This is a genomic window from Pseudomonas sp. NFACC37-1 (assembly GCF_900101575.1).
Lineage (GTDB): Bacteria > Pseudomonadota > Gammaproteobacteria > Pseudomonadales > Pseudomonadaceae > Aquipseudomonas > Aquipseudomonas fluorescens_AA.
This window is the reverse complement of the sequence record NZ_FMUZ01000012.1, coordinates 65,024-88,199: the sequence shown is the minus strand read 5'-3', so window position 1 is coordinate 88,199 and position 23,176 is coordinate 65,024. Positions and strand designations below refer to the sequence as shown.

Sequence of the window (23,176 nt, the reverse complement as noted above, 5' to 3'; positions counted from 1 at the left end):
GGCACCTTCGGAGCCCGCATGACCCAGGATCAACTCAAACAGGCCGTGGCCCAGGCCGCCGTCGACCTCATCCTCCCGAAACTGGATGACAAGAGCGTCGTCGGGGTCGGCACCGGCTCCACGGCCAATTGCTTCATCGATGCGCTGGCGCAACACAAGGGCGCGTTCGACGGCGCGGTCGCCAGCTCTGAAGCGACTGCCGCGCGCCTCAAGGGCCACGGGATCCCGGTGTACGAGCTCAATACCGTCAGTGACCTGGAGTTCTACATCGACGGCGCCGACGAAAGCGACGCGCACCTGAACCTGATCAAGGGCGGCGGCGCGGCCTTGACCCGCGAGAAGATCGTCGCGGCGGTGGCCAAGACCTTCATCTGCATTGCCGATGCCAGCAAACTGGTGCCGGTGCTGGGCGCGTTCCCATTGCCGGTGGAAGTCATTCCCATGGCCCGCAGCCACGTGGCCCGGCAACTGGTGAAGCTGGGCGGTGACCCGGTGTACCGCGAAGGCGTGCTGACCGATAACGGCAATATCATCCTGGACGTGCACAACCTGCAGATTACCAACCCGGTGGAGCTGGAAAGCCAGATCAACGCCATCGTTGGCGTGGTCACCAATGGTTTGTTCGCGGCGCGTCCGGCGGATGTGTTGTTGCTGGGAACTGCTGACGGGGTGAAGACCCTCAAGGCTTGATCCGATCTTGTGACTGGCACTCTTGTGGCGAGGGGATTTATCCCCGTTGGGCTGCGAAGCAGCCCTAAAACCTGAATTAATCGCTGTGCCAGATAGATCGAGCTCATTGCCTTTGGGGGCTGCTACGCAGCCCAGCGGGGATAAATCCCCTCGCCACAGGATTTTTGATTCCTTCATTCGGGCTGCGGCTTCTTGAACACATAGAACAGATTCGGCTCGCTCACCAGATACAGGTTGCCATCGTCGTCCATGGCCAGGCCTTCGGCCTGGGGCACGGTTTTTTGCAGGCCCTGGCCACCCTTGCTCAACGACAGCGTGCTCAATGGCCGGCCGTCGATATCCAATTCGATAATCAGCCGCGATTCATCGGACAGCGCCAGCAAGTGGCCGCTGCGTTCATCGTATTGCAGGCTTGAAAGGTCACGCACGAACAACCCCGCATCGCGCTTGGGGTTGTTGATCACATGGACCGCGTAGGACTTTTCCGGATTGTGGTGGGGAAACCCATGCACTTCATAAATCAGCATCGGGTCGCGTTCCTTGGCCACGAACAGGCGTTTGCCCACCGAGTCGTAGGCCAGCCCTTCGAACCCCTTGTTGCTGCTCATGTGCACGCCGAGGCTCATTTGCTCGGCATCGGCCGCGTCAAGAAACTGGGTATCGTCTTCCAGGTGGATCTTGATCAGCCGCTGCTGGCGTTCGTCGGAGACGACGTAGGTGTCTTCGCTGATGAATTCCACCGCCTCCGGATCGCCGAAGCCGATCAGGGCGATGCGCCGCAAAATCTTGCCGTCCAGCGACAGCTCGATCAGCTCGGCGTTTTTATTGGTCACGGTAAACAGGCTCTTGCGGACCGGATCGAACGTCAGCGCGGAAACGTCATCGTCCAGGCCGTCGATCACCTGCGCCTCCACTGTGACCCGGTATTGGTCCAGGGCGATGGTCTCTTCGCTGGTGGGTTTCCAATAGGTGTTGAGGTTGAACCAGGCGCGCTCGAACAGGCGCAGGTGTTGACCGACGGCGATCAGGAGGATCAGCGCCAGTGTCAGCAATATCAGGATTAAGGGTTTGGGACGGGCGAGTCGACGCATGTTGGGGTGGGCTCGGATGAGAACAGGTGGGTGGAAATACCACGGTTGCCTGAACTGAAACTTAATGGCGGTGTGCCACACCCTACAACGAAAGGGAACTTATCCTACAGAGTTAGCGCTGTCAGCGCTGCTTTTCGAAACGATAGAACAGATTCGGCTCGCTGACTATGTACAGGTTGCCGGCATCGTCGATGGTGACGCCTTCGGCGCGCGGGATCGTGTCTCTCAGGCCGTTGAAGCCACCCAGCAAGGTCATGAAGCTGACTTGCTCGCCTTTTTCGTCCAGTTCCAGCAGCAGGTGGGAGTCGGCCGAAAGCACCAGCGTATGGCCGGTGCGCGGGTCGATCGCCAATGCCGAGAGGTTGCGCAGGTCCAGTTCATTGTTGACATGGATCTGCTTGTCGCCCTTGAGCAGTTGGCTGCCATCGCTTTTCCAGGTGAACAGTGCCGGCGGGCGCTCTTCGCCGAGCACCAGTTGCTGGTTGCGCGGGTCCCAGGCGATCGCTTCGAACCCTTTGTTCTGGTTCTGCGAGGCGCCCAGGTCATAGTGAGGAAAGTCAGTGCTGTTCAGTTCGCGGGTGTTGGCATCCACCTGGACGATCGACAGCATGTGATTGCGCTCGTCGGTAATCGCCAACAGGCCATTGGTCATGCAGGTCACGCCTTCGGGGTTGTTCCAGCCCACCAAAGGCATCTTGCGCAGCACGTCGCCCTGCAGGGTCAGTTCCACCAGGAACGGGTTCTTGCCCATGACCGCGAACAGGGTCTTGGTCTGTGGGTTGTAGGCCACATCGGACGCCTCGTCCTTCTCCATGTCCGGTAGCGGTTTGGCGTCGATCACGACGTGGTAGTCCGGCAACCAGATGCTTTCCTGGCGCTGGGCCGGGCTCTGGAAGTGTTCCGATAGCCAAAGCAGGCCACGGTCGTCCCAATGCATCGCAACCGCCAGGCCATAGGCTGCGGCCACCGCCAGCAGCGACCAGGCATACCAGGGCAGGGCGAAGCGCGAGCGGCGGGCAGGTTTGGCAGACAGTGCTTGGGTTTTGGCCATCGGGGAATGCGTTCCAGAAAATTCGGCTAGGGGAGTGGCTGGCTCAGATGCCGCATTCCCCGGAATTATCCAGATGGCATGTGAAAAAAACGGTAAAACCTTGGGTTCGGAAAGCTGGGTGTCTGTGGGAGCGGGCTTGCTCGCGAAGGGGCCGTCAGGTTCAACACCTATGTCGACCGTTATACCGCCTTCGCGAGCAAGCCCGCTCCCACACAATTTCCAGCGGTCACAGAACCGGGTTAGCGAACGCTGCTTTCGAAGCGGCACGCCCCTGGCAGTTCCAGGATCAGTTCATCGCCCGCATTCAGCGGCCCGACGCCCGCCGGGGTGCCGGTGAGGATCACGTCGCCGGCCTGCAGCGAGAAGCAACCGGCCATGTATTGGATCATCGGCACGATGGGGTTGAGCATCAGGCTGCTGTTGCCGTCCTGGCGCACTTCACCGTTGATGGTCAAGCGCACGGGAATGTCGGTCAGGTCGGCAAATGTGGCGTTCGAAACAAACGGGGCAATCACCGCCGCGCCGTCAAAGGACTTGGCAATCTCCCAGGGCAGGCCCTTGGCCTTGAGCTCGGCCTGTTTGTCCCGCAGGGTCAGGTCCAGGGCCGGGGCGAAGCCGGAGATCGCGTCCAGTACTTCTTCAGCGCTGGGCTTGGTGGACAGCGGCTTGCCGATCAGTACGGCGATTTCCGCCTCGTAGTGCACCGAGCCACGGTCGGCAGGAATGCTGAAGCCGCCTTCCAGTGGCACCACGCAACTGCCCGGCTTGATGAACAGCAAGGGTTCGGTGGGCACCGGGTTGTCCAGTTCCTTTGCATGTTCGGCGTAGTTACGGCCAATGCACACCACTTTCCCCACCGGGAAATGAATACGTGTACCGTCGACATACTGGTGCTGATAGCTCATTACCGACTCCTGCTTCTGGGGTTCATCAGGTGTTTTAGGTATCAAATCGGGAAAATCTTGCCCGGGTTCATGATGCCGTTCGGGTCGAAGACGGCCTTCACGGCTTTCATGTATTCGATTTCTACCGGCGAACGACTATAGGTCAGGTAGTCGCGCTTGGTCATGCCCACGCCGTGTTCGGCGGAAATCGAGCCGTTGTACTTCTCGACGGTTTCAAAGACCCATTTGTTCACGGTCGCGCACTTGGCGAAAAACTCATCCTTGCTGAGGTTTTCCGGCTTGAGGATATTCAAGTGCAGGTTGCCGTCGCCGATGTGGCCGAACCAGACGATTTCGAAATCCGGGTAGTGTTCACCGACGATCGCGTCGATTTCTTGCAAGAAGTCCGGGACTTTCGAGACAGTCACCGAAATGTCGTTCTTGTACGGCGTCCAGTGGGAAATGGTTTCGGAGATGTACTCGCGCAGCTTCCACAGGTTCTGCAGTTGGGTTTCGCTCTGGCTCATCACGCCGTCCAGCACCCAGCCTTGTTCCACGCAGTGCTCGAAGGTTTCCAGGGCGTGGTTGGCGACCTCTTCGGTGGTGGCTTCGAATTCCAGCAGGGCGTAGAACGGGCAGTCGGTTTCGAACGGTGCCGGAACGTCGCCACGACCGAGGACCTTGGCCAGGGCCTTGTCGGAGAAGAATTCGAAGGCGGTCAGGTCCAGCTTGCCTTGGAAAGCGTGTAGCACCGGCATGATCGAGTCGAAGTCCGGGGTGCCGAGCACCATGGCGGTGAGGTTTTTCGGCGCGCGGTCCAGGCGCATGGTGGCCTCGACCACGAAGCCCAGGGTGCCCTCGGCGCCGATGAACAGCTGTCGCAAGTCGTAGCCGGTGGCGTTCTTGATCAGGTCCTTGTTCAGCTCCAGCAAATCGCCCTTGCCGGTGACGACCTTCATGCCCGCCACCCAGTTGCGAGTCATGCCGTAGCGAATGACCTTGATGCCGCCGGCATTGGTGCCGATATTGCCGCCAATCTGGCTGGAGCCGGCCGAGGCGAAGTCCACCGGGTAGTACAGGCCATGTTCCTCGGCCTGGTTCTGCAGCTGTTCGGTGACCACGCCCGGCTGGCACACGGCGGTACGGTCGGTCAGGTTCACGTCGAGAATCTGGTTCATGTAGTCGAACGACACCACCACTTCGCCGTTGGCGGCCACGGCCGCGGCGGACAGCCCGGTGCGCCCGCCCGATGGCACCAGCGCGATTTTGTGCGCATTGGCCCAGCGCACGATGGCCTGGACCTGTTCGGTGGTCTTGGGAAAGACAATGGCCGAAGGCGCCGGGGCGAAGTGCTTGGTCCAATCCTTGCCGTAAGCGTTCAGGGAGTCGGCATCGGTCAGGACCTTGCCAGGCTCAACCAGGGTCTTCAGCTCATCTATCACGGCAGGATGGGTCATCGACAGAACTCTCGAACAATTCATGGTCATCCTGAGAACGCTTCACGTCGCAGGAATGAGTGTTTAGCGGGGTGCGTATGCTAGCATACCGACCCCGCAGCGTAGTGCCCAACGGCTGTTCTGCGGCGACGGCTGTCACGCCGGTCGGGCCAGCATGCGCTGTCCGATTCCCTGCCATTTTTCTCCGGGACACAGGTTTACGCAGATGAGCAAGACTTCTCTCGATAAGAGCAAGATCAAGTTCCTTCTTCTCGAAGGCGTCCACCAATCGGCTGTCGACGTCCTCAAGTCGGCGGGCTACACCAGCATCGAGTACATCACCAGTTCTCTGCCGGAAGCCCAGCTCAAGGAAAAGATCGCCGATGCTCACTTCATCGGCATTCGCTCCCGTACTCAACTGACCGAAGAGATCTTCGACCACGCCAAGAAACTGGTGGCGGTCGGCTGCTTCTGCATCGGCACCAACCAGGTTGACCTCAACGCGGCTCGCGAGCGCGGTATCGCGGTGTTCAACGCGCCGTACTCCAACACCCGTTCCGTCGCCGAACTGGTGCTGGCCGAAGCGATCCTGCTGCTGCGCGGCATCCCTGAGAAGAACGCTTCCTGCCACCGTGGTGGCTGGATCAAGAGCGCGGCCAACTCCTTCGAAATCCGCGGCAAGAAGCTGGGTATCGTCGGCTACGGTTCGATCGGCACGCAGTTGTCGGTACTGGCTGAAGGCCTGGGCATGCAAGTGTTCTTCTACGACACCGTGACCAAGCTGCCCCTGGGCAACGCCACCCAGGTCAACGACTTGCACGAGTTGCTGGGCATGTCCGACATCGTGACCCTGCACGTGCCGGAAACCGCCGCCACCCAGTGGATGATCGGCGAGAAGGAAATCCGTGCCATCAAGAAGGGCGGGATCCTGATCAACGCCGCGCGTGGCACCGTGGTCAAGCTCGACGCCCTGGCCGAAGCGATCAAGGACAAGCACCTGATCGGCGCCGCCATCGACGTGTTCCCGGTGGAGCCACGTTCCAACGACGACATCTTCGAAAGCCCGCTGCGTGGCCTGGACAACGTGATCCTGACCCCGCACATCGGCGGTTCCACCGCTGAAGCCCAAGCCAACATCGGCCTGGAAGTGGCGGAGAAGCTGGTCAAGTACAGCGACAACGGTACGTCTGTATCGTCGGTGAACTTCCCGGAAGTGGCCTTGCCGGCCCACCCTGGCAAGCATCGCCTGCTGCACATCCACGAGAACATCCCGGGTGTGATGAGCGAGATCAACAAGGTCTTCGCCGAAAACGGCATCAACATTTCCGGTCAGTTCCTGCAGACCAACGAGAAAGTCGGCTACGTCGTGATCGACGTCGACGCCGAATACTCGGACCTGGCGCAAGAGAAGCTGCAGCACATCAATGGCACGATTCGTTGCCGCGTGTTGTTCTAAGCGCAGTATCCAGCCGCTTGCCGAGTTCGGCGTGCAATAAAAAAACGGGAGCCTCGCAAGGGCTCCCGTTTTTTGTCGAGCATGACCTGTGGGAGCCAGTCATGCGTTATTTCACGGTGACCGTGATCTTCTTGGACACGATCGACGGCTCGAACGGCATGTGGCCACTGTCCCCCAGGATCAATTGCAACGTGTGCTTGCCCGGCGCCAGTTTGATGGTGGCCTCGGTCTGTGCCTTGCCGAAGTGCATGTGGTTGGCGTCGGTCGGAATCGGCGCGCCGGCGGCAGGCAGTTTGTCGACATCGATCAGCAAATGGTGATGGCCAGTGTTCTTGGTCACATCGCCAGCCGGGGCCAGGGCGATGTCCTTGACGCCGAACTTGACCGTGAATTCCTGGGCGACTGTGGCACCGTCTTCCGGGGAAACGATGAACACTTCAGCACCTTTAGGCGCCGGTGTCGCGGCGCTTGCCAGCATCGAAGCGCCCAGTAACAGACCGGCCAACGCGGCACGAGACATAAAGCTTTTCATTTTTTTCTCCAGTTTTTCCATGAAATCCGCCTGGCCATCACAACTTCATGACCAATCGTTGTCGAAGCCTGCAACAACCATAGCAAAGCGAGCCTGAAACGAGCGTCGCTTGTATAAATACAAAGGAGTGACCATGCGCTTTCTGCCTGGCCTGATTTGCCTGCTACCCCTTTTGAGCCCCCTGGCTCATGCCGAACTGATCGATGACATCAATGACCGTGGCGAACTGCGCATTGCCCTTGAGGCCAACACCGCGCCCTTCAACTTCAAGGAAGACGGCAAACTCACCGGCTTCGAAGTGGAGCTGGGTGAAATGCTCGCGGCTGAACTCGATGTGCGGCCCGATTTCGTGGTCACCGATGCCGGGGATCTGCTGCCCGGTGTGGAGAGCGGCAAGTACGACATTGCCATCAACCACATAGCAATGACCCCGGAACTGGCGGAACGTTTCGACCTCAGTGCCGCTTACAGCCGTCCGGATGCACAATTGCTGGCGAGCAAGGAGGAGCCGCAGCGTCCGTTGGTCATGGCGCAGTCGTTCCAGCCGGAAGAGAAGAGCGGCCCGCCGCCGAGCCTGGTGATTCCGTTCCAGAAGGGCAACCCGGCGTTCAAGGCCAGCCTGGATAACGCCCTGACGCGTATCAAGGATGACGGGAGGCTGGAGCAGTTGTCGCAGAAGTGGCTGAAGAAACAGGAATGAAAGCTTCCAGGCGATGAGGCAAGCCATCAAGCTTCATTGACTGTTGGAGCGCTATCGCGAGCAAGCTCGCTCCCACAATGGAGCTGTGGTGCCCACCGATACTGAGTTCACAACTGATCGAGTGTGGGAGCGAGCTTGCTCGCGATGGCGTCCTCGAATCCTAAGCAGGCCTGCGCCAGACACTCGCCAACCAAGGCTGTTGCTCCCGTGGCAGTCCCGCCGGCCGGTAGTAATGCTCCAGCTCCACAAAACCTGCCTCGCTGAGCAGCGTGCGCCAGGCGGCGAGGTCGTGATAAGCGCCAAAGCGCTGGCCGTTCCAGCCTTCCTGATTGTCGCCCCGAGGGTTGGAGCTGAACAGCACGCCGCCGGGCTTGAGCGTGGTGTGCAGTTGCTTGAGTACCCGAGGCAGTTCCTGGACCGGGACATGAAACAGCACCGCGTTGGCGAAAATCCCGTCAAAGCGTTCGGCCGGCAGGTCGAGTTCCAGGAAGTCCTGCTGCCACACCTCACAACCGCTGTCCTGGCGTGCCATGCGGGCAAACTCCTCTGAACCGTCGAGGCCGACTGCGACATGGCCCATGGCTGTGAAGGTGCGCAGGTCGCGCCCTGGGCCGCAGCCGAAATCCAGGATGTGCAGCGGTGCCTGGCCCTGGATATGGCGCAGCAAGGCGTCGATGTTCTGGCTGACATCATGGTCGCGGGTGCCTTCGCGGAAGCTTTCTGCCACGGTGTTGTAGTGGCTCAGGGTCGTGGCGGTGATGGCGTGCAGGTCGTCGGCGGTGTGTTTCATGATTGGAGGCTTAGGTGGGGAGCGTCAGCCGACTATACCGCAAGATCATCGGTCTACCTGTGGAAGCAAGCTTTGCTCCCACAGGTCAACTGCTTCCTCCAGTCAGCGCTTGTTCAAGCTCCGCGCCAGGCGATCACCACCCAATTGGATCACGGCGACCAACGCCACCAGCAACACGATCACCGTGAGCATGATCTGGCTGTCGAAACGCTGGTAGCCATAGCGGTAGGCGATGTCCCCCAGGCCACCGGCACCGATTGCCCCGGCCATGGCCGAGGAGTTGATCATGGTCACCAGCGTGATGGTGAAACCGCCGACGATGCCCGGCAGGGCTTCGGGCAGCAACACATGCCAGACGATATGCCAGCGGCGGCAGCCCATGGCCTGGGCCGCTTCGATCAGGCCATGGTCGACTTCCCGCAGGCTGACTTCGGCGATACGGGCGAAGAAGGGCGTGGCGGCGATGGTCAGCGGTACGACCGCGGCCCACACGCCATAGGTGGTGCCGACGATCAGCCGGGTGAACGGAATCAGCGCCACCATCAGAATCAGGAACGGTATGGAGCGGAACAGGTTCACGAACGCGCCCAGGGCCCGGTTCAAGGCCGGCGCTGCATAGATCCCGCCCTTGCCGCTGGTGACCAGGATCACCGCCAGTGGGATGCCCGCCAGCAACGCGATCAACGACGACACGCCGACCATCAGGAACGTGTCGATGAAACCTTGCAGCAACCGATCAAACCACATAACCCAGCACCTCCACCCGTTGCGCCCAATTGCCCGCCCGTTGCCGCAGTTCCTCGGCGCCCCACGACGAACCGCCCACGGCCAGCAGCAATTGCCCCAGCCCGTGGCCCTGAATCCGTTCGATGCCGCCGTGCAGCAATCGCACTCGCCCACCCAGGGCGCTGAACAAGGCGGCAAGATCCGGTTCCTCGCGATCTATGCCGGTGAATTGCAGGCGCAGCACCGTAGCCGCGTCCGCCGACGCCGGCAGCACCTGCAAGCGACTTTGCAGTTCTTCCGGGATGGCGTGTTGCAACGGCGCCAGCAGCGTCCGGCTGACCTCGTGTTGCGGGTTGCCGAAGACTTCCCAGACCGGCCCCTGCTCGACGATCCGCCCCTGCTCAAGCACCACCACCCGGTCGCAGACTTCGCGAATCACTGCCATTTCATGGGTGATCAAGACGATGGTCAGGCCCAGCCGCTGGTTGATCTCGCGCAGCAGGCCGAGGATCGACTGGGTGGTTTCCGGGTCCAGGGCCGAGGTGGCTTCGTCGCACAACAGAATCTGCGGGTCATGCACCAGCGCCCGGGCAATCCCGACGCGTTGCTTCTGCCCGCCGGAAAGCTGCGCCGGGTAGGCCTTGTGCTTGCCGTGCAGACCCACCAGCTCCAGCAGCTCGCGGACCTTGCGCTGGCGCTGCTCCTTGGGCACGCCGGCGACTTTGAGCGGCAGTTCGACGTTCTGCCACACGGTCTTGGCCGACATCAGGTTGAAGTGCTGGAAGATCATGCCGATGCGCCGACGCAGCGCCACCAGGCGGTCTTCATCGAACTCGCCGATGTCCACCCGGTCGATCAACACCCGGCCACTGGTGGGTTGTTCGAGCCGGTTGATGGTGCGGATCAGTGAAGACTTGCCGGCACCGCTGCGGCCGATGATGCCAAACACTTCGCCGCGCTGGATCGCCAGGTCGATGCCCTGCAGCGCCGCCACCGGGCCCTGGCTGCCGTTGTAGGTCTTGCCCAGGCCGATGAAGCGCACGTGGGCGCGGTTCAGCTCTGGATGCAGTTCAGTCTGGTCGGCGCTTTGCGGCGCGGGGGCTTCGTCGCGGAGTCGCGCGTTGACGGCGCTCATGTCAGCCTTCCCAACCGGCTTGGTAGAGCTTGCCGTGGGCCTTGTCCAGGGCCGCGCGCACGGCTGGTGAGTGCTGGTAGATGTCGACGAACTTGATCAGCCGTGGATCGTTCTGGCTCTTGGGCTGGATCACGAACTGAATCACGTATTCCTTGTGATCGAGGCCGTCGAACAGCAAGGCCGAGCTGGCATCGAAGGTCTTGGCCAGGCGGATGTAGGCCGGATAACCCTGCACCAGGTCGGCGTCTTCATAGGCGCGCACCAGTTGCACCGCTTCGACTTGCAGGATCTTGAGTTTCTTCGGGTTGGCGACGATATCGTCTTCGGTGGCCTTGTAGCCGACCCCCGGCTTGAGGCTGATCAGCCCGGCCTTGGCCAGCAGTTGCAGGCCGCGACCGCTGTTGATCGGGTCGTTGGCAATGGCGACGCTGGCGCCTTCGGGCAGTTCGTCGAAGCTTTTGTATTTTTTCGAATAGAGGCCGACGTTGTTGATGATCCCCGGCGCAAACGGCACCAGATCGAACCCGGCGGCGGCCTTGGCATTTTCCAGGAACGGGATGTGCTGGAAGTAATTCACGTCGATGTCACCGGAGGCCAGGCTGACGTTGGGCGCGATCCAGTCGCTGAACTCCACCAGTTCGACCTTCAGGCCTTGCTTGCCGGCTTCCTCGACCGCCGCTTCCAGGGGAATGGCGAACGCGGCGGTGGTGCCGATCTTCAACGGTGCGTCGGCGGCAAACAGCGCCGAGCTGAACAGGCCGAGGGCCAGGGCCAGCGCTTTGACTGGCAGGGTCAGGAGTTGCGTGGTCATGTCGGTTATTCCAGTCATTGATTAATTGAGTCATGCGCTTTTGTAACAAGGGAGCCTGCTCCCGCTCGTCTGTGTAGGAGCTGTGTAGGAGCTGTCGAGTGCAACGAGGCTGCGATCTTTCCCCAAACACTTGAATCCCAAGCGAAAGATCAAAAGATCGCAGGCTTCGCCAGCTCCTACAGGACCGAGCAAGAGCAAGTTCCAACAGAGTCAGTGCCGATAAGTTGAGCCAGTGTGTTGTTCGGGCAAATGGTCCCCCGCGCGGAACAGCTTTTCCCGCAGGGTGCCGGTGTCGTATCCGGTCTTGTACGAACCGCGTCGCTGCAGTTCGGGAATCACCAGGTCGATGAAGTCCACATAGCTTTGCGGCGTCACGATGCGCGTCAGGTTGAAGCCATCGAGGCCGGTTTCGGCGATCCACGACTCCAGCTCATCGGCCACCTGTTCGGGCGAGCCCACCACCGTGATGTAGCGACCACCCAAGGCGTGTTGTTGCAGCAACTTGCGCCGGGTCCAGTCGTTGTTCTGCAAGGTCTTGGTGGCGGACTGGATGGCGTTGCTCTTGACGTACTGGATCGGCTCGTCCAGTTCGTACAGGGAAAAATCGATCCCCGTCGAGGCGGAAAAATGCGCCACCCCGGCCTTGGCGCTGGCGTAGCCCAGGTACTCGGCATGCTTGGCCCAGGCGGCCGCCTCGGTCTCGCCGACAATCACGTTCAGGCCCATGAACACTTTGATGTCCTCGGGGTTGCGTCCGGCCTCCACGGCGCTGGCGCGGACCTTGTCCACCTGGGCCTTGGTCGCCGGTTTGTTCTGGCCGCTGATGAACACGCACTCGGCGTGCCGCCCGGCGAACAGCAAGCCGCGCTCGGAACTGCCGGCCTGGAACAGCACCGGGGTGCGTTGGGGCGAAGGTTCGCACAGGTGATAGCCCTCGACCTGGTAGAACTCGCCCTGGTGGCGGATCTTGTGCACTTTCTCCGGTTGGGCATAGATCCGCTGCTCGCGGTCGTTGAGCACGGCGTCGTTTTCCCAGCTGCCCTCCCACAGTTTGTAGAGCACTTGCAGGTATTCGTCGGCCTGGTCGTAGCGGCGGTCATGTTCGACTTGTGCCGTCAGGCCCATGGCCTTGGCGGCGCTGTCCAGGTAGCCGGTGACGATGTTCCAGCCGACCCGGCCGCGACTCAGGTGGTCGAGGGTGCTCATGCGTCGGGCAAACAGGTAGGGCGGTTCGTAGGTCAGGTTGGCGGTGAGGCCGAAGCCCAGGTTTTTCGTCACGGCGGCCATCGCGGAGACCAGCAGCAATGGGTCATTGACCGGCAGTTGGATCGACTCCTTGAGCGTGACGTCCACCGACTGTTGATACACGTCATAGACCCCGACGATGTCGGCGATGAACAGCCCGTCGAACAACCCGCGCTCGAGCAATTGCGCCAGGGCGGTCCAGTATTCGAGGGTGTTGAACTGAGTCGAGGTGTCCTGGGGATGAGTCCACAGGCCATGGTTGATGTGCCCGATGCAGTTCATGTTGAACGCGTTGAGCAGGATCTTTTTCTTGCCGACCGCCATCAGATGGTCCCCCGCAGCGGCGGTTTTTCGTCGTTGAGGTAGAAGTTGCCCACGGCGTGGTATTTCCAGCGCACCGGGTCATGCAGGGTGTGCACCCGGGCGTTGCGCCAGTGACGGTCGAGGCCATGTTCGGCCAGGGTCGCCTGGCTGCCGGCCAATTCGAACAGCGTGCTGCTGGCGGCCAGGGATATTTCGGTGCTGATGGCACGGGCTTCGGCCACGGCAATCGAGGCGGCGGCGACCGTGTCGGCCCGGGCGTCGGCCTGGGCCCGGTCGAGGAATTCACCGGCGCGTTCCAACAGGGCTTCGGCGGCATGCAGGCGGATGCTCAGTTGGCCGAAACTCTTGAGGGTGTGCGGGTCTTCGGTGGCGACGTCGCTGGTGGCATCGATCCAGGGACGGGTTTTACTGCGGACAAAATGCAAGGCGTCTTCATAGGCGGCGCGGGCGATGCCGGTGTCGATGGCGGCGTGAAGAATCTGCGCCAGTGGCCCCACCGGTGTCGGACGTTCGAAAGCACTTTGGAAGGGCACGATGTCGTCATCGGCGACATACACGTTTTCAAACACCACCGAACCACTGCCCGTAGTGCGCTGGCCGAAACCGCTCCAGTCGTCGATCACCGTCAGGCCTTTGCTGTCGCGAGGGACGAACGCCAGTTGCTGCACGCCGTTTTCATCCACCACCGAGGTGGGGATGCGCTGGGCATAGATCGCCCCCGTGGCGTAGAACTTGCGGCCGTTGATGCGATAGCCCTCGCCGTCGCGGCGCAGTTGGGTGGTGCGGTCATGGGCAGTCTTGGTGCCAAGTTCGGCCAAGGCGTTACCAAAACGCCGCCCGGCGAGCACTTCGGCGTACAGGCGTTGTTTTTGCGCTTCAGTGCCGTTTACCCGCAGCACCTCCAGGGCGTAGAAATGATTTTGCGGAATCTGCCCCAGCGAGCCGTCGGCCTGGGAAATCAGCGCAATGACTTTGGCCAGGGTGACATTGGATACCCCGGCGCCGCCATAGGCCTTGGGTACACTGATGCCCCACAGGCCAGAACGAGAGAAGGCCTCCAGTTCCGGGTACGGCAAGCGCCGCTCGCGGTCGCGCAGGGCACTGTCGCGCTTGAAGTCATCGGCCAGGTCACTGGCCACGATCAGGGCTTGTTCATCGCTGGTGATCACCGCGACGTGTTGAGAAAACGTCATGTACTGCTCCAGAGGTCGGGTCGTCAGATCCAGGAATGCCGGGCCGGCAAGGTGCCGTTCAGGTGGTAGGCGCCTACCGCGTGATACTTCCAGCGCACCGGGTCGTGCAGGGTGTGGACCCGTGCGTTGCGCCAGTGGCGGTCAAGATTGAATTCGGCGAGGGTGGCGCGGCTGCCGGCCAGCTCGAACAGTTTCTCGCTGGCTTGCAGGGCGATCTCGGTGGTGAGTGCCTTGGCTTCGGCCACGGCAATTGAGGCGCGGGCGGACGATTGTGCCGTGATGGGGGCGGCGCTGACTTGGTCCAATACGTGTCCGGCCTTGCGCAGCAACGCTTCGGCGGCGTGCAACTCGATTTTCAGCTTGCCGATGTCGGCGATCACGTAGAGGTCATCACTGGCCCGCTCGACCTTGGCGTCGATCCAGGGCCGGGCCCGTTCGCGGACGAAGGCGATGGCATCGTCGATGGCGCCACGAGCAATGCCCGCATCGATGGCGGCCTGGATCAGTTGGGAAATCGCCCCTTGCACGCCGGGCGTTTCGTTGATGCGCCAGTTTTCCAGTACCAGGTCGGCATCCACCCGCACATTGTTCAGCAGCACGGTGCCGCTGGCCGTGGTGCGTTGGCCGAAGCCCGACCAATCGTCGACGATCCGCAGGCCCGGGGTACCGCGCCGCACGAACGCCAGCACTTGTCGGCCCTCGTCATTCAGCGCCTTGACCGCGACCCAGTGGGCGAACAGTGCGCCAGTGGAATAGAACTTCTGGCCATTGATGACGAAGCCGTCACCGTCGGCGGTGATCCGCGCCTTGAGTTCAAGGGTGTTGCGAGTGCCACGTTCGGGCCCGGCATTGCCGATGCGCCAGCCTTCGAGCACGCTCTGCAACAGGATTTTTTTCTGCCGCTCGGTACCGGTACCGAGAATCAGCTGGAGCACGCCGAACTGGTTCTGGGGGATCTGTCCCAGGGCCGGGTCGGCGGCGGAAATGATTGCGAACACGTCGGCCAGGGTGACGAACGAAACCTGCGGGCCGCCGTAGGCCCGGGGAACGGCGATGCTGCCCAGTCCGCTACGGGTGAATTGCTCGATTTCCGCCCAAGGCAACTTGCGTTGCTGGTCACGACGCGCGGCTTGCTGACGGGCGACCTGTGCCAGTTCATGGGCGGCCTTGATCGCCTCGGCATCGTTGCGCAACACCTGTGCGGGCAACAGCAGGGGGGCGATGTCCAGGTCGCTCTGGACCTTTGCTTGCGCCAAATCCGACATTACAGCCACTCCGTGGCTGCGGGCAGTGCCTTGGCATACTGCACTGGGGCGATTGTGTTGCGTTCCATACCCACCTCACATCTCAAGAAACGCCGCGATGAAGGCGGCGAGCAAAAATCAAGAATGTCCGGTGGTCCGGTCTATATACCCTAAGCGTGTGTAAATTATTTTTGAACTAACTTTTAGGAATATTGATAGGTTGGTTTTAAATTGAAGCCCGTATGCTCCCCAGGATGAAGCAGCTTTTTGTGACGAGGGTGCTTGCTCCCGCTTGGGCTGCGCTGTAGGAGCTGCCGAAGGCTGCGATCTTTTGATCTTTCGCTTGGGACTCAAGCGGCAGGGGAAAGATCGCAGCCTCGCTCCGCTCGACAGCTCCTACAGGCCCGGTGGGAGCAAGCGCCCTCGCCACAAAAGCAGGCTGGCCGCATAACTGTTTGCATCATGGCTCTCGGCGGCGCGTTTCGGCAGCCATGAGTGCCAGTTTCGGTGAAGTGTTCAGGTACGGATTGGCGCAACCGATCTTCAACGTCCGTGGCGGTGCCCAGTGGGAGTTGTTTCCCACGCGGTCGAGGATGCAATAGGTCACTTCCAGGCGCAGGTCTTCTCCCGCCTCCAGGATGATCTGCGGTGGGACCCAGATATTGATCGGTTGGCCGACTTCGCTGGCGGTGAGCGCAGGCAGGTCCATGCGCACATCGCCCCAGCGCAGGGTCACGGCATCGCCGACGGCCATGTTCAGGTAGGGTTCGATGGTCAGCGGTACGCCGCGCTTGATCTGGTTCGGGTTTACCCCTTGGCGCCGGATGGTGGTAGGAATGCGCACCGGCGCCAATCCCTGGTTTTCATCGCCGCTCAGGGCCAACGGTTGGCCGCCGGGACAATCGAGCTTCACCAGCACCTGTTGCTTGGCCGACAACGCCGGCCCGCGTCCGACTTGCATCACCCGATAATGGATGCGCGAGGTCCCGTTGACGATGAAGCTCTCCGGGACCCGCATCGTGATGTTGCCCGGTACATCGGCCTGCGACAGCACGCGCGAGCCGACGTAGCAGTTGTCCCAGAACAGTTCGATCAGGTCACCGGTGTCCATGCCGGGGTAAGGTGCAATGGCTACCTCCAAGTGAGCGGCGTTGGCGATATTGATGCCAGTAGGGTGGGCGTTGGCCAATGTAGGGGCGGCCAGTTCAGGACTCTTCGACTTACATGTCATGGTGTTCTCCTTGATGCTTGAAAACTAAGTCCGTTTCGTGATGATCAGAAATCGATGGATCATCGCGATGTAGTTGTTATGGGTGTAGCCATAGGGACTGTCTGCGCTTAGTTGCTGCGCAAACTAAATACGGTGCGTCGCCTGTCGGGCACTAGATAAGGGCTCTACAGTTTCAGTGTCAATAGAGCCGGTTGCTTAATAACGCGTGGTGAAAGGCTTCAGAAAAATCCTACGTGCGCATGTTAAGAATATGCTGCGCGGCAGGCCGATTTCCTAGGTTGGTTGGTTTTTCAAAAAGGGCTGGAAACCGCGCCGGACCACTAAGTTTGTGAGACAGACAGAGGGTAAGTGTTGCGAGAATTATATAGGTTACTTCCTATATGGAAGTCGGAGGCTTTAGTCGGGTGTAAAGTTGCAAGTTGTGTCGGCCGGATAAAAGGGGGGCGATATCGTGTTAGTTGTGCAGCGGTCTCACTTCCATCCCTGGAAGTGATAACACTGATTTACTGGTCGCCGCGTCCGGCAGAGAGGAACTTGCTGAGGAACTGTCGCGTGCGTTCTTCCTTGGGGGCTGCAAACAAGGCCTTGGCTTCGCCTTGCTCGACGATCACGCCTTTGTCGAAAAACACCACACGGTTGGCCACGTCCCGGGCGAAGCCCATTTCGTGGGTCACGATGACCATGGTGCGCTTTTCTTCGGCCAGGCCGCGAATGGTTGCCAGGACCTCGCCTACAAGCTCCGGATCGAGGGCCGAGGTCGGCTCGTCGAACAGGATCACCGCTGGTTCCATCGCCAACGCCCGGGCAATCGCCACACGCTGTTGCTGGCCGCCGGAAAGGCGCCGTGGGTAGGCGTTTTCCTTGCCGGCCAGCCCGACCTTGGCCAACAGCTTGCGTCCCAAGGCTTCGGCGTCGGCGCGGGGAATTTTCTTCACCACTTGCGGGCCTTCGGTGACATTCTCCAAGGCGGTGCGGTGGGGAAACAGGTTGAAGTTCTGGAACACGAAGCCCACCTGCTGGCGCAAACGGCGCACCAGGCCTTGTTGCTGGTTCAGCGGGCGACTGCCATCGATCTCGATGTCGCCGACCTTGATCCGGCCACTGGTAGGTTCTTCGAGGAAGTTCAGGCAACGCAGGAACGTCGTCTTGCCCGAGCCGCTGGGGCCGATGATCGCAACCACTTCGCCTTCTTCGATCTTCAGGTCGATGCCGTTGAGCACCACCTGACCCTTGAACTGCTTTGTCAGTTTTTCCACGACAATCATGGGTCAGGACTCCTGGTCATGCCGATTGACCCGGGCTTCCAGAACGTTCTGCAGGTGCGAGAGCACGGTGGCAAGAACCCAATAGATCAGCGCGGCGGCAAGGTACATGGTGAAGATTTCGAAGGTTCGCGCGGTGATCAACTGCGCCTGGCGGAACAGCTCCGGCACCTGGATGGTCGCCGCCAGCGCGGTGTCCTTGACCAGGGAAATGAAGCTGTTGCCCAACGGTGGCAGGGCCGTGCGTGCGGCTTGCGGCAGGATGGCCCGACGCAGGGTCTGGGCGCGGGTCATGCCGATACTCGCCGCCGCTTCCCACTGGCCGCGCTCGATGGAGCTGATGGCAGCCCGCAGGATTTCACACGCATAGGCGGCCATGTTCAGCGAGAAACCGATCAGGGCCGCGGGCAGCGGATCCAGCTCGATGCCCAGTTGCGGCAACCCGTAATAGATCACGAACAACTGCACCAGCAACGGCGTGCCGCGAAAGAACGACACGTAGATGCGGGCAATCCAGCTCACCAGTTTGAAGCGCGACAGGCGCATCAGCGCCAGGCCGAACCCCAGCAGCAAGCCGAAAAACATGCCGCCCAGGCTGAGGATGACCGTGTAATACGCGCCCTTGAGCAAAAAGGGCGCGGAGTCCAGTGCGAGTTGAAGAGCTGCTTCCATTATTGGGTAACGTCAGCGCTGAAGTATTTTTCCGAAAGTTTCTTCAACGTACCGTCGGCGCGCAGTTTCTCGATGGCCTTGTTCACGGCTGCCAGCAGTTCGGGCTCGCCTTTGCGCAGGGCGATACCGGCTTCCTGGCGGGAGAAGGCTTCGCTGGTGACGGTGGTGTCCTTGGCTTTCTTGGCGTATTCCAGTGCGGCCAGACGGTCGATCAGGATGGTATCGATACGGCCGACGCGCAGGTCCTGGAACTTGGTTGGGTCGTCATCGTAGGTTTTGACTTGGGCGCCCGGTACTTCAGCTTTTACCCACTGTTCGTAGTTGGTGCCCAAGCCCACGCCGACTTTCTTACCGTCCAGGTCAGCGGCCTTCTTGATGTTCAGCTCGTCGGCTTTCTTGGTCAGTACCAGCGCTTGAATCCCGGAAACGGTGTACGGCTCGGAGAAGTCGTACTTTTTCTTACGTTCCTCGGAGATGGTCACCTGGTTGACCACTGCGTCCAGACGCTTGGATTCCAACGCCGCGAGGATGCCGGCCCATGGGGTCGTCTGCAGCTTGACCTTCACACCCAATTCCTTGGCCAGGGCTTCGGAGAACTCCACTTCGAAGCCGGTCAGCTTGCCGCTGTCATCAACGAAGCTGAACGGTGGATAAGTGCCTTCCAGGCCGATCTTGATTTCACCGGCATCCTTGATTTTCTGCAGTTGCTCACCGGCAACCGCTTGCCCCAGCAGCCCGGCGCTCAATGCCAGGCCCAGCGAACCGACCAACAGGTTGCGACGTAATGCGGAAAAATTCATGACAAGCCCCTGTGTTTTCTTATGAAGAGATATTTTGGCTGAGATAAGGCGTAGCCGCGATTTGAAAAGGTTGCCACATCCTGCCTCAAAGCGACCTGGGCGTCTCGCGGCAAATGCGCCTGCGGCGAGACTATAAATTGGCTTTTATAGATTGGAAAATAATATTAAATCAACCAAATATATCTATTTGGAATGAGTTCCTGTGGGAGCGGGCTTGCTCGCGAAGGCGGTGTATCTGCCAGGAATATATCGACTGACACGCCGCCTTCGCGAGCAAGCCCGCTCCCACAAGGGATCTTCAATAATCCTAAAACGCTGCGTTATAGGCAAACAACGCCGGCGCGCCGCCGGTGTGCAGGAAGATGATCGGGCCTTCGTCGCAACGGTCGCGGCCAATGCCATCGAGCAGGCCGGCCATGGCCTTGCCGGTGTAGACCGGATCGAGCAACAGGCCTTCCTGGCTGGCCAGCAGCTTGACTGCCGCCAGTGTCCCGGCGTTCGGTTCGCCGTAGCGGGGGGCGAAATATTCATCCCACAAGATCACTTTGAACGCTTCCGGAAGGGCGACTTCGAGCAACGCTGCCGTGCGTTCGGCCAGGCCCTGGACCTTCGGAAACTGGTCCTCCTCGCTACGCGAAACCGTGACGCCAATGACCGGAAGCGCCGGCAGGCTTTCACTCAACGCCAGCGCCAGGCCACTGTGGGTCCCGGCACTGCCCGAGGCGAGTACCACGGCAGCGAACTCGATTCCGGTGTCTTTGATCTGCTCGGCCAGTTCCAGGCCGGCGCGCACATACCCCAGTGCGCCCAAGGCGTTCGAACCGCCAATCGGCACCAGGTAGGGCTTTTTCCCATTGCTGCGCAGACGCCCGGCGAGGGCCTGCAATTGCTCGTCGGCGTTGTCCAGGTTTTCCACTAGCTCGACCTTGGCGTCGAACAGCTCCAGCAGCAGCCGGTTGCCGTTGCCCAGGTAATTGCTGTCTTCGGTGCCGATGGGATTTTCCAGCAAGGCCACGCAACCCAGGCCGAGCTTCGCGGCCAGGGCGGCGGTCTGGCGTACGTGATTGGACTGGATCGCCCCGGCGGTGATGAGGGTATCGGCGCCTTGGGCGATGGCATCGGCGGCCAGGTATTCGAGCTTGCGCAGCTTGTTGCCGCCCAAGGCCAGGGGCGTCAGGTCGTCGCGCTTGATGTAGATGTCCCGGCCGAGCCAGGTGGAGAGGCGGTCGAGTTTTTCCAGCGGTGTCGGATGGCTGAGCAGGTCGAGACGGTTAAAGCGAGACAACTGTTCTTTGATCATGGGTCCGTACTGGTTGTAGGCGATGTCTGGACTATAGGCACGCGGATATTCGTGGGCAACCGGCAATCATTGGTTTGGAAGTGAACCGGCGACGGGCAGGGAGTGACACATGATTTATGAACACCTCAAATCCTGTGGGAGCGAGCTTGCTCGCGATAGCGGTGGTTCAGTTGGCCTCTGTATTGACTGACATACCGCCATCGCGAGCAAGCTCGCTCCCACAGGGGGTTGTGTATATGGCTTAGGCACTGAACGAATGCTCACCAGGCAACGTCATACCCTCCCGTAGGCTAGCGTAGGAAACATGCCGTTGAGCCCTGCGATTAGTCCTTAGCTGCCTATTCATGTTTAACTTGAACGTTCATTCAAGTTAAACCGTCGGTTTGCTGCCCGCTCACAATAAGGAGGCTTGCTTTTGCCGAGTCCGTTTTCGACCCTCGCCGTTTCGCTGCCCGGGGTGCCTCGCCCATGAGTGCTTCGTCCCTGCCACCCAGCGGCCTGGTCCGCATGAACCCGCCGGTATTTTACTTCGCCGCGACCTTCATCCTGTTGTTCGGCCTGGTGGTGATTGCCATGCCCGCCCAGGCCGGCGCCTGGTTGCTGGCGGCACAGAACTGGGCGGCCAATACGGTCGGCTGGTACTACATGCTCGCGATGACGCTGTATCTGGTCTTCGTGGTGGTCACCGCCTTGTCCGGCTACGGCAAGATCAAGCTCGGTGCCGACCACGACGAGCCCGAATTCAGTTATCTGTCCTGGGCCGGCATGCTGTTTGCCGCCGGCATCAGCATCACGCTGTTTTTCTTCTGCGTTTCCGAGCCGCTGACCCACATGGTGCAGCCGCCCCAGGGCCAGGCCGGTACCGCCGAGGCGGCGCGCCAGGCCATGCAGATCCTGTTCTTGCACTGGGGCCTGCACGGCTGGGGCGTCTTTGCGTTCGTAGGCATGGCCTTGGCATATTTCGCCTACCGGCACAATTTGCCGCTGGCCCTGCGTTCGGCGCTGTACCCGCTGATCGGCAAGCGCATCAACGGCCCCATCGGCTACGCCGTGGACGGCTTCGGCATTATCGCGACGGTGTTCGGCCTCGGCGCGGACATGGGGTTTGGTGTGCTGCACCTCAATTCCGGGCTCGACTACCTGTTCGGCATTGCTCACACCCAGTGGATTCAAGTTGGTTTGATCGTGCTGATGATGGGCGCGGCGATCATCGTCGCGGTGGCCGGTGTCGACAAGGGTGTGCGGGTCATGTCCGACATCAACATGCTGCTGGCCTGTGCGTTGCTGCTGTTCGTGCTGTTCGCCGGGCCCACCCAGCATTTGCTCAATACCTTGATCCAGAACATCGGCGATTACCTCGGTGCCTTGCCGATGAAGAGTTTCGACCTGTACGCCTACAACGAGCCCAGTGAATGGCTGGGTGGCTGGACGGTGTTCTACTGGGCCTGGTGGATCGCCTGGTCGCCCTTCGTGGGGCTGTTCATCGCGCGGATTTCCCGTGGCCGCACCATCCGTGAATTCGTGTTCGGCGTGCTGCTGATCCCCTTGGGCTTCACCCTGGCGTGGATGTCGATCTTCGGCAACAGCGCCATCGACCAAGTGCTGAACCACGGCATGAGCGCCCTGGGCATGTCCGCCCTGGAAAACCCGTCGATGAGCCTTTACCTGCTGCTGGAAACCTACCCCTGGAGCAAGACCGTCATCGCGGTCACCGTGTTCATCAGCTTCGTGTTCTTCGTCACGTCCGCCGACTCGGGCACCGTGGTGCTTTCGACGCTGTCGGCCAAGGGCGGCAATCCCGATGAGGATGGGCCGAAATGGTTGAGGGTGTTCTGGGGCGCGATGACGGCCCTGGTGACCAGTGCGTTGTTGTTCTCCGGCAGCATCGATGCCTTGAAGTCGGCGGTGGTGCTGACGTCCTTGCCGTTCTCACTGATTTTGCTGTTGATGATGTGGGGCCTGCACAAGGCGTTTTACCTGGAGTCCCAGAAGCAGATCGCGCAATTGCATTCCCTGGCACCTGTGTCGGGATCGCGCCGGGGCACGGGCGGCTGGCGTCAGCGCTTGAGCCAGGCGGTGCATTTTCCGTCCCGTGATGAGGTGTACCGTTTCCTCGACACCACGGTGCGCCCGGCCATTGAAGAAGTGACCGCGGTGTTCGTCGAGAAGGGGCTGACGGTGGTGACCCAGCCCGACCCGGCCAACGACAGCGTCAGCCTGGAGATCGGTCACGGCGAGCAGCATCCGTTCATTTACCAGGTGCAGATGCGTGGCTACTTCACGCCGTCCTTCGCCCGCGGCGGCATGGGCTCGAAGGAGCTCAACAACCGGCGCTACTACCGTGCCGAGGTGCACTTGAGCGAAGGCAGCCAGGATTACGACCTGGTGGGCTACACCAAGGAGCAAATCATCAACGACATCCTCGACCAGTACGAGCGGCACCTGCAGTTCCTGCATTTGGTGCGCTGAGCGAGGCCGTAGGTTTTCCATCTTTACCGGCCTCATCGCGAGCAAGCTCGCTCCCACAGGGGCAGTGAGTCCTTCTTGGAGGGCTGCCGATTCCCTTGTGGGAGCGAGCCTGCTCGCGATAGCGATTTGGCGGA

The 23,176-nt window shown here is 60.8% G+C and carries 21 protein-coding genes; 4 read left to right on the top strand and 17 right to left on the bottom strand.

Annotated elements, in window-relative coordinates:
• Positions 1-18 precede the first annotated feature (18 nt).
• Complete coding sequence (rpiA, locus tag BLP82_RS15150; RefSeq protein WP_092169301.1) at positions 19-690, top strand: ribose-5-phosphate isomerase RpiA; 672 nt, start codon at positions 19-21, stop codon at positions 688-690.
• Between the two features lie 173 nt (positions 691-863).
• On the opposite strand, the gene BLP82_RS15145 is transcribed toward rpiA, so the two are convergent.
• From BLP82_RS15145 to BLP82_RS15130, 4 genes are all read right to left on the bottom strand, one after another.
• A complete protein-coding gene (locus BLP82_RS15145; RefSeq protein WP_092169298.1) occupies positions 864-1,781 on the bottom strand; it encodes an SdiA-regulated domain-containing protein in 918 nt (305 codons plus the stop codon).
• A 121-nt stretch (positions 1,782-1,902) separates the two neighbouring features.
• Complete coding sequence (locus tag BLP82_RS15140) at positions 1,903-2,832, bottom strand: SdiA-regulated domain-containing protein (protein WP_092169295.1); 930 nt, start codon at positions 2,830-2,832, stop codon at positions 1,903-1,905.
• Between the two features lie 239 nt (positions 2,833-3,071).
• Positions 3,072-3,737 (bottom strand): fumarylacetoacetate hydrolase family protein, encoded by a 666-nt coding sequence (locus BLP82_RS15135; RefSeq protein ID WP_092169292.1) that lies wholly within the window; start codon positions 3,735-3,737, stop codon positions 3,072-3,074.
• Between the two features lie 41 nt (positions 3,738-3,778).
• Entirely contained in the window at positions 3,779-5,173 is a 1,395-nt protein-coding gene (locus BLP82_RS15130; protein ID WP_092169289.1) for an FAD-binding oxidoreductase, read from the bottom strand.
• Positions 5,174-5,378: 205 nt separating this feature from the next.
• Here BLP82_RS15130 and serA point away from each other — a divergent pair, with 205 nt between their 5' ends.
• The gene (gene serA, locus BLP82_RS15120) at positions 5,379-6,608 is read left to right on the top strand and encodes a phosphoglycerate dehydrogenase (RefSeq protein WP_025211258.1); all 1,230 of its coding nucleotides are present in this window, start codon (positions 5,379-5,381) and stop codon (positions 6,606-6,608) included.
• Between the two features lie 106 nt (positions 6,609-6,714).
• On the opposite strand, the gene BLP82_RS15115 is transcribed toward serA, so the two are convergent.
• Positions 6,715-7,140 (bottom strand): DUF4399 domain-containing protein, encoded by a 426-nt coding sequence (locus BLP82_RS15115; RefSeq protein ID WP_092169412.1) that lies wholly within the window; start codon positions 7,138-7,140, stop codon positions 6,715-6,717.
• A gap of 133 nt (positions 7,141-7,273) precedes the next feature.
• On the opposite strand from BLP82_RS15115, the gene BLP82_RS15110 reads away from it, so the two are divergent.
• Positions 7,274-7,840, top strand: a complete 567-nt coding sequence (locus BLP82_RS15110; RefSeq protein ID WP_092169283.1) for a transporter substrate-binding domain-containing protein — start codon at positions 7,274-7,276, stop codon at positions 7,838-7,840.
• Between the two features lie 160 nt (positions 7,841-8,000).
• Here BLP82_RS15110 and BLP82_RS15105 read toward each other — a convergent pair whose 3' ends face one another.
• The 12 genes from BLP82_RS15105 to BLP82_RS15050 form a co-directional block, all read right to left on the bottom strand.
• On the bottom strand, positions 8,001-8,630 hold the full coding sequence (locus tag BLP82_RS15105; protein ID WP_092169280.1) for a class I SAM-dependent methyltransferase: 630 nt from the start codon (positions 8,628-8,630) through the stop codon (positions 8,001-8,003).
• Between the two features lie 102 nt (positions 8,631-8,732).
• Positions 8,733-9,377 (bottom strand): methionine ABC transporter permease, encoded by a 645-nt coding sequence (locus BLP82_RS15100; RefSeq protein WP_092169277.1) that lies wholly within the window; start codon positions 9,375-9,377, stop codon positions 8,733-8,735.
• Positions 9,367-10,491: a methionine ABC transporter ATP-binding protein gene (locus tag BLP82_RS15095; RefSeq protein ID WP_092169274.1), complete on the bottom strand. Its 1,125-nt coding sequence runs from the start codon at positions 10,489-10,491 to the stop codon at positions 9,367-9,369. The genes BLP82_RS15100 and BLP82_RS15095 overlap by 11 nt, the downstream gene beginning before the upstream one ends.
• A gap of 1 nt (position 10,492) precedes the next feature.
• On the bottom strand, positions 10,493-11,302 hold the full coding sequence (locus BLP82_RS15090) for a MetQ/NlpA family ABC transporter substrate-binding protein (RefSeq protein WP_092169271.1): 810 nt from the start codon (positions 11,300-11,302) through the stop codon (positions 10,493-10,495).
• Between the two features lie 210 nt (positions 11,303-11,512).
• Positions 11,513-12,871: an LLM class flavin-dependent oxidoreductase gene (locus BLP82_RS15085; RefSeq protein ID WP_092169268.1), complete on the bottom strand. Its 1,359-nt coding sequence runs from the start codon at positions 12,869-12,871 to the stop codon at positions 11,513-11,515.
• Positions 12,871-14,064 carry an SfnB family sulfur acquisition oxidoreductase gene (locus BLP82_RS15080; RefSeq protein ID WP_092169265.1) on the bottom strand — a complete coding sequence of 398 codons (1,194 nt, stop codon included), beginning with the start codon at positions 14,062-14,064 and terminating at the stop codon, positions 12,871-12,873. Before BLP82_RS15080 ends, BLP82_RS15085 begins: the two co-directional genes overlap by 1 nt.
• A 23-nt stretch (positions 14,065-14,087) precedes the next feature.
• Complete coding sequence (locus BLP82_RS15075; RefSeq protein WP_092169262.1) at positions 14,088-15,329, bottom strand: SfnB family sulfur acquisition oxidoreductase; 1,242 nt, start codon at positions 15,327-15,329, stop codon at positions 14,088-14,090.
• 439 nt (positions 15,330-15,768) lie between these two features.
• A complete protein-coding gene (locus BLP82_RS15070) occupies positions 15,769-16,539 on the bottom strand; it encodes a hypothetical protein (protein ID WP_092169259.1) in 771 nt (256 codons plus the stop codon).
• A 503-nt stretch (positions 16,540-17,042) separates the two neighbouring features.
• Positions 17,043-17,804 carry an L-cystine ABC transporter ATP-binding protein TcyN gene (gene tcyN / locus BLP82_RS15065; protein WP_092169256.1) on the bottom strand — a complete coding sequence of 254 codons (762 nt, stop codon included), beginning with the start codon at positions 17,802-17,804 and terminating at the stop codon, positions 17,043-17,045.
• A 3-nt stretch (positions 17,805-17,807) separates the two neighbouring features.
• The gene (gene tcyL / locus BLP82_RS15060; RefSeq protein ID WP_060739686.1) at positions 17,808-18,473 is read right to left on the bottom strand and encodes a cystine ABC transporter permease; all 666 of its coding nucleotides are present in this window, start codon (positions 18,471-18,473) and stop codon (positions 17,808-17,810) included.
• A complete protein-coding gene (tcyJ, locus tag BLP82_RS15055; protein ID WP_060739685.1) occupies positions 18,473-19,273 on the bottom strand; it encodes a cystine ABC transporter substrate-binding protein in 801 nt (266 codons plus the stop codon). The genes tcyL and tcyJ overlap by 1 nt, the downstream gene beginning before the upstream one ends.
• Before the next feature lie 307 nt (positions 19,274-19,580).
• Complete coding sequence (locus BLP82_RS15050) at positions 19,581-20,573, bottom strand: D-cysteine desulfhydrase (protein ID WP_092169250.1); 993 nt, start codon at positions 20,571-20,573, stop codon at positions 19,581-19,583.
• Positions 20,574-21,080: 507 nt separating this feature from the next.
• On the opposite strand from BLP82_RS15050, the gene betT reads away from it, so the two are divergent.
• The gene (gene betT, locus BLP82_RS15045) at positions 21,081-23,042 is read left to right on the top strand and encodes a choline transporter BetT (protein WP_170842320.1); all 1,962 of its coding nucleotides are present in this window, start codon (positions 21,081-21,083) and stop codon (positions 23,040-23,042) included.
• The last annotated feature ends 134 nt before the right edge of the window (positions 23,043-23,176 follow it).